This window comes from Candidatus Thorarchaeota archaeon (genome assembly GCA_013388835.1).
Classification (GTDB): Archaea; Asgardarchaeota; Thorarchaeia; order Thorarchaeales; family Thorarchaeaceae; genus JACAEL01.
The window spans coordinates 21975-27974 of sequence record JACAEL010000095.1; the positions used below are offsets into that span (position 1 = coordinate 21975).

The following is a 6000-nucleotide window of genomic DNA, read 5'->3' on the forward strand; positions in this document are numbered from 1 at the left end:
GGCACTTGCTGCGTAGTAAGCAATTGAGGCTCATGAGGAACGCTCAAAACCCTCCACCATCCTACGATGGTAAGCATCCCTCCTGAATCCTGATAGCACGATAAGTGCGTACATCCTCTCCTCCTCAAGCAACCAAAGCGAACCTTCTTTTGGAGCGCTCCTCGAGCCTCATAACCGTTCATTCTTAGTTGCAGGGAGTCTGACACAGAAGTCCCGTCGCACCCAGGAAGCGGCACTGGTGTCGCTTCTCGAGAAGAGGCATCACAATGTGTCCAGTCGACCTCCGTCGCTCTGTTTACGCACGGAGGCATGTGAGTACCAAGCAGTGATGTCCCAGACCGTCCAGCTTCTGGGCAGCTGCTGCTGACCTTGCTAAGTACTCCACATAAACATGTGATGCAAAGGGAGAGGAAAGGTCCCCTCCCTGCTCCACGTACCAGTTACATACCCCTCTAGGTCATCGAGACCTCTGCATCTGAGTACATCTCGAATGCCTCGATAGAGACCGGCGCCGTGCCGCCGCTGAAGATGTCGATGAAGAACGGGCTTATCGACTCTGCAACCTTTGTCCACACCCTGTCGTCCTTGCGATAGTATGAGAATCGCGTCGAACTGTACCGCACCTCGATGACAGAACCGTTTGGAAGCCTGTCAAGGTCAGCCACGGCAAGCCACGGCCTACTGGCATGATCATCTCGGGTGGGCTCCGACAACAGGACATACACGACGCCTCCATTCCTGAGCAGGAGAAGTGCCACATGAGGCCGGTCTATGTGGTTCCATGTCCGAGGAATCGTCGAATACCTACATGAGAACGCGCCGGTGGCGGAGGACAGAAGCATGTACGAACCCTGATCGAGATTCATCATTCCATCCTGTGCTTCAAGGGCGTGACTAGTCGGCATCGAATCACACGCGCACGGTACACAATCGGCTGCGAGATATATAACCTAGCGCTGCGGGGGAAGCAGATAGAGGACAACATACACCTGCTGTAAAGCCTTCATTTGCGTCTTCTCAGGCACAGTCTCTTTCAGATGTTTCGCGCAGGACGCTGTAGCATTCGACGCACGAATCGAGTACTTCATCCTACAGTATCCGCTTAACAAACGGACTCTGCTCTCTCCGCACATCAACTGAGACGACCAAGTATGTGGTCCGCCACGGACTCGAGGCTCAAGAAGACGTGAGTGGCACCCACACTCCGGAGTACTTCTGCAGAGGTCTCACCGGTGGCAACGCCGATGAACTCAATCCCTGCACGTGCAGCCGCTGCGGCATCTATGCGCGCGTCGCCAACGTAGACTGCTTCGTCAATCCGCACGCCAAGCCTTGTAAGAAGGTGAACAATTCCCTCAGGAAAGGGCTTGGGGCTGGGCGACTCGTTCCGCGTCTGAATGATGTCGAAGTATTCGTCAAGGGGAACTCGCTGAAGGATCATATTGACTGCGACACGGCCATTGTTCGTGAGTATCGCGGTCTTCAGTCCAGCCCCACGAATCCTGTGGACTGCAGAGAGAGCGCCCTCTATGAGTTCAACCCCATTTGCGGCAAGGCCTTCATGTCTGCTGAGAAGGTCGTCAACCTCTCGCTCCATTTTCAGCCACGCATCCTCTGAGAGTCCTCTGGAGAGAAAATACGCCCTTGCCTTCTGGGTCGAGCTTGATATTCCATCGTCAGGGTCAAGAATGTGAGGGGGGAGACCTCTCGTCAGGAAGTAGTTCTTCGTGTCCCTGCGCATCGCATCCAGCGGAAGTGTGAGCTTGGTGATGGTTCCATCGAGGTCGAACACTGCCGCTCTGAGCATGGACTCAACCGGTCGCCATGACGAGCGCCGGGCCTCTTAAAGGATGCTGTGAGATGGAGCATGCACTCACAACTCGGACTCCAGTCCACGAAGGAAGATTGTGAGCTCCTGTGACACGACAGACATGCCGAGACCATAGAAGTGGTCCACTCCCACCATAGGCACAAGCCGGACTCTGTTATGCCTCATCAGGCTCACTATGGACTCCGAGTCACTTGGCGGGACTATGACATCGTCAGAGCCATGGAAGAGAAGGACAGGGCATCGCACAGGCGCGAGAGACACCGGTGTGCAGGCTTCGCTTAACAATTGCATCGATGGGCTCAGGCCAACCAGAAAGGACCAGGATTCTCGAACCGCAGAGCATAGGGCCACAGAGGCACCGAAGGAGTATCCCACAAGCCCCACTGTCTGCATCCCGCCCTTCCCCTTCATTTGTCGTGCCACTTCAAGGAGATCGCTGACGGCTCCTGAAACACCTCTGAATGATGCCGCGGTATGAGCGAATCCTCGTTGGTTGAACCTCAGTGTTGAGTAACCCAGACCAAGGAGCATTGCGTCGAGTGCGGCGATGACGTGGTTATCCATGTCCCCGCCATATAGCGGATGGGGGTGAAGTAAGATGCACAGGCCTTTGCTCTCGTCGGACTCTGTTGCAAGGACACCACTCAGTCTTGCGTCATCAACACAGAACTCAACGCGCCTACTGATCATTGTTCACTCTCGTCCAACCGTGTCTAAGGAGAGAGCTTTGACGCACGTCCCATTCTCGTCGGCAGGGCGAACCACTTCCATTCGAATTCCGGGGCAGATTCCCTCAGCGACCGCACCTACATATGGGAGACACACGGCGCCGCAATAGAGCTTACCTCTTGCCTTGAAAGACTCGTACTGCGGACAGAACGGATGGGTGGTCTCCACACGATTCTTACTGACCCACTTCGGAACCATTCTGGCTCCCATCACATGACCAATCACAAGCCAAGCATCAACAGCATCTCGCAACGTGGACCCCAGGCCCAGTCGCTCGCTCATGGTCTTGGCATCTTGACTGCCCAAGCGACGGAACACTTCAGATATGGCCTCGAGACCTTGTGCACCAAGACGCTCGTCCAGCACAGTGCTCATCTCAGACATTAGCCGAATGAGATTCTGTCTGAGCTCGGTCACCTTCGATCCAGCAGGTATCAGGCCCTTCACGGCCGCACTTCTCATCAGACCCATGCTACGTCACTACAGTGCGCAGCAACAGAAGACACACGTATTATCTTTTTGCGTAAGTGGCTTTGTTCACAAATCACCTTAAGATGCAGTCAGTGTCGCAGAGACTGCCCCGTGGCTAACAGGGACAATGGTGTGTGGTAACCGACTCAGCTCATAATGGGCGGCAGTCAGACTCGGATGGCATCACCGGAAGTAAAAAAGGGGGTTGGTACGGGTCTATGTCGAATCAAGTTGATTGGTACGCATCATGACATTGACACAGCCAGCATGGCATCGATGATAGAAGGGTTTCCCAGGCTGCTAAGAGCAATGCGCCCGGACAGAGGTCTGCTGGAGGCAGCACGGCTGGTTCGCCCATCATGCAGGGGAGTCTGCCTCGCTGGAATGGGGGGCAGTGCGATTGCTGGCGAGATTAGCAGAGCGGTGCTGTCACCCCTGTCAGCAATTCCCATCGTTACAACCAGAGGATACTGGCTCCCCAAAGCAGTAGATTCCCAGTGGTGCGTCATCTGTGTCAGCTATTCAGGGTCGACCGAAGAAACGCTGTATGCAACCAGAGAGGCATTGGACCGTGGATGTTCCGTGTTTGGGGTCACATCTGGCGGAGAGATGACTCGAATGCTCCAAGCTACTCGGACACAGCTCGTTCCACAGGGTTTTCAACCAAGGGCGGCTCTGCCGCTCATGATCTCAATCGTACATCCTCTCGTTTCCGCGGTGATAGGTAGCAACGATTACGACTTCACACGCGTTTCGTACAGGCTCGAGAGAGAGGCTGAGTGCGTGTTCGCAGATGCGCCTTCAGTAGACACTCTTGCGGCACTGATGAGTGGCAGGATTCCGATATTCTATGGGTCAGAGCACATGACTGCTGTAGCGTATCGAGCCAAGTGTCAGATTAACGAGAATGCCAAGGCAGCAGCGTTCTTCTCTGAAGTGCCCGAGGCGAACCACAATGAGATCGAGTCGTACCATGCTCTTTCGGAGGCAGACTTCCTCCCAATCATACTGAGAAGCCGCTTCGAGACCGAGAAGACAAGAGCAAGACTCCAAGCCACTCAAACTATCATGACCGAACAAGGACTGGCACCGCTCTGCCTCCGCGTGCATACGGAGGATTCACTGGAAGAGGCACTGGCGATGACACTGCTGCTTGACAGGGTGTCACTGAGACTAGCAGAACTTCGCGGGGTGGACCCACTGAATGTGCACTCGATTCGCAGATTGAAATCAATCCTATCTCAGAGCTAGTCGCCGGTGTAGCCTTCGTAGGTGAACGCAAGAATCCGGACGGTCTCAGACCTCGAGCCAAGAATGTGATACAACAGGTACAGCTGCACAGCGAACGTCCAGTTGTCGGATGCCGCCGCATTGATGAGTGTCTGCTTATCGGGGTCCTCCTTAACAACAGAACCAAGCGTGAAGTTCCTCTGGTAACCAGACTGAACAATGCGTTCTGTGCCCACAAATATCCTCCTGAATGTTGGATAGCTCAGGTGGTCATCGTTGAGGTAGACGACAGCATGCATCGAGGACAGCGTGGCCTCACCCGAACCAGTCTGGGGCGCCGAGAAACTGAAGAGGAGTTCAATAGTGGGATCGCGTGTCATGTTCATCGGGTCGAAGTTCGAAATGGTGATTCCTTCAAGGTCTATCTGGAGATGGCTTACGAGCATGTAGCTGCCGGAGAAGTAGCTCGCATTGACAGCTAGACTCATTCCACCAACCAGGCCCAATATGATAGTCACAAGGACAATGGCATTCTGTGGTCTGGTGCCCGTTATCATTCTAGATCGACCTTGTCGGCTGGAAACGACAGATATCTGGCTTTTGCTCAGAGCAGCTCTGTGATTCTAGACGGTGAGCAATGCAAAGGTGACCATGTGAACCAGCCAAGGAAACACGGAGAGAAGAGCAGGAAGAGGAATGGCGGGGAGACTCTTACCTTCCTCTGCCAACACCAGTGTGTTGACCGCGAAACCCAAGAGTGCGAGGAGAACAGACATCAACCACACGTATCCCGGAAAGAACACGAAACCGTGAGAGGCAACCAAGGAGAAGGTCACATAGTCACCAACTCCAACGGTCACTCCCTGCGACTGAACGCGGGTATAGTCGAATGGGTCAGACCCAACTGCGTCTACCATGAACTCAGGGTGTGCTGCAGGGTTATATCTAGTAAGGGCAACGTCCTCAATGGCCAAAGATAGAACCAAGACAATCATGGTTGAAGTGACCATTGTGATTGCGAGAAAGGTGCCGAATATGCAGCCATAGAATGCCACGAAGAAGTTGCGAAGCATTGGCGGGATCACGTCAGTCAGCAGCAGTACGATTGATATCATTGAAACGCCTAGTGATAGCACGAGGACTACGCTCTCAAATACGCCTGCGGCTCCCTTGAACATGACGAGCAGGAGAGATTGGCCGATGAAGATGGACACGAATCCTAACATCGGTGATACAAGCAGGGCCACCGCAAGCCGCCTGGCTCCTCTGTTGCTCTGCAGAACCCAACGAAGCGACAGTACGACAAGCATTCCGACAAGTGTCGAGATTGCTGCCTGCAGAACAGCAGCACCGATTGTTAGTTCGTGTGCCTGTCCCTGTTGACCCAGAGTACCAGCACTTACGGCGCCGTTCGCTATGAGAGTGCCGATGATGAGAGGAAGGGAAGAGAGCAGAAGCAGCCGCTTTCGGTCGGGACTTGTCGCGCTCACAGATACAAAGTAGTAGGCACGGGTTATATAGCAGCTCTTTAGCGTAACCATTCGTCTGGATTCGTTGGTTCCGACTCCCGACTGGATACTATTCCACTGACTTCTCGGTCGCTGTTGTGGGCATCAGAACACCATGGGTTAGCAGCAGCTGCCCAGAAGTTGGACGGTCTTGGACATCGCTGCGTGATGCTATATACCTCCGTGCGGGAACGGAGAGCTCGAGGTCGGCTCGACACATCATGAGACCTC

Annotated in this window: 7 protein-coding genes; 1 reads left to right on the plus strand and 6 read right to left on the minus strand. The window is 54.2% G+C overall.

Annotated elements, in window-relative coordinates; all coding sequences use genetic code 11:
• Nucleotides 1-452 precede the first annotated feature (452 nt).
• The 4 genes from HXY34_13965 to HXY34_13980 all read right to left on the minus strand — a co-directional run bounded on the left by HXY34_13965 (nt 453) and on the right by HXY34_13980 (nt 3031).
• Nucleotides 453-905 (minus strand): hypothetical protein, encoded by a 453-nt coding sequence (locus tag HXY34_13965; GenBank protein ID NWF97239.1) that lies wholly within the window; start codon nt 903-905, stop codon nt 453-455.
• Between the two features lie 227 nt (nt 906-1132).
• On the minus strand, nt 1133-1807 hold the full coding sequence (locus HXY34_13970) for an HAD family hydrolase (protein ID NWF97240.1): 675 nt from the start codon (nt 1805-1807) through the stop codon (nt 1133-1135).
• Nucleotides 1808-1873: 66 nt separating this feature from the next.
• Nucleotides 1874-2521 carry a hypothetical protein gene (locus HXY34_13975; protein ID NWF97241.1) on the minus strand — a complete coding sequence of 216 codons (648 nt, stop codon included), beginning with the start codon at nt 2519-2521 and terminating at the stop codon, nt 1874-1876.
• Nucleotides 2522-2524: 3 nt separating this feature from the next.
• The gene (locus tag HXY34_13980) at nt 2525-3031 is read right to left on the minus strand and encodes a hypothetical protein (protein ID NWF97242.1); all 507 of its coding nucleotides are present in this window, start codon (nt 3029-3031) and stop codon (nt 2525-2527) included.
• 177 nt (nt 3032-3208) lie between these two features.
• On the opposite strand from HXY34_13980, the gene HXY34_13985 reads away from it, so the two are divergent.
• Nucleotides 3209-4282, plus strand: a complete 1074-nt coding sequence (locus tag HXY34_13985; GenBank protein NWF97243.1) for a bifunctional phosphoglucose/phosphomannose isomerase — start codon at nt 3209-3211, stop codon at nt 4280-4282.
• On the opposite strand, the gene HXY34_13990 is transcribed toward HXY34_13985, so the two are convergent.
• Nucleotides 4279-4749 (minus strand): hypothetical protein, encoded by a 471-nt coding sequence (locus tag HXY34_13990; protein NWF97244.1) that lies wholly within the window; start codon nt 4747-4749, stop codon nt 4279-4281. The two genes, HXY34_13985 and HXY34_13990, sit on opposite strands and share 4 nt — an antisense overlap.
• A gap of 135 nt (nt 4750-4884) precedes the next feature.
• Nucleotides 4885-5802, minus strand: a complete 918-nt coding sequence (locus HXY34_13995; GenBank protein ID NWF97245.1) for a hypothetical protein — start codon at nt 5800-5802, stop codon at nt 4885-4887.
• Nucleotides 5803-6000 lie beyond the last annotated feature (198 nt).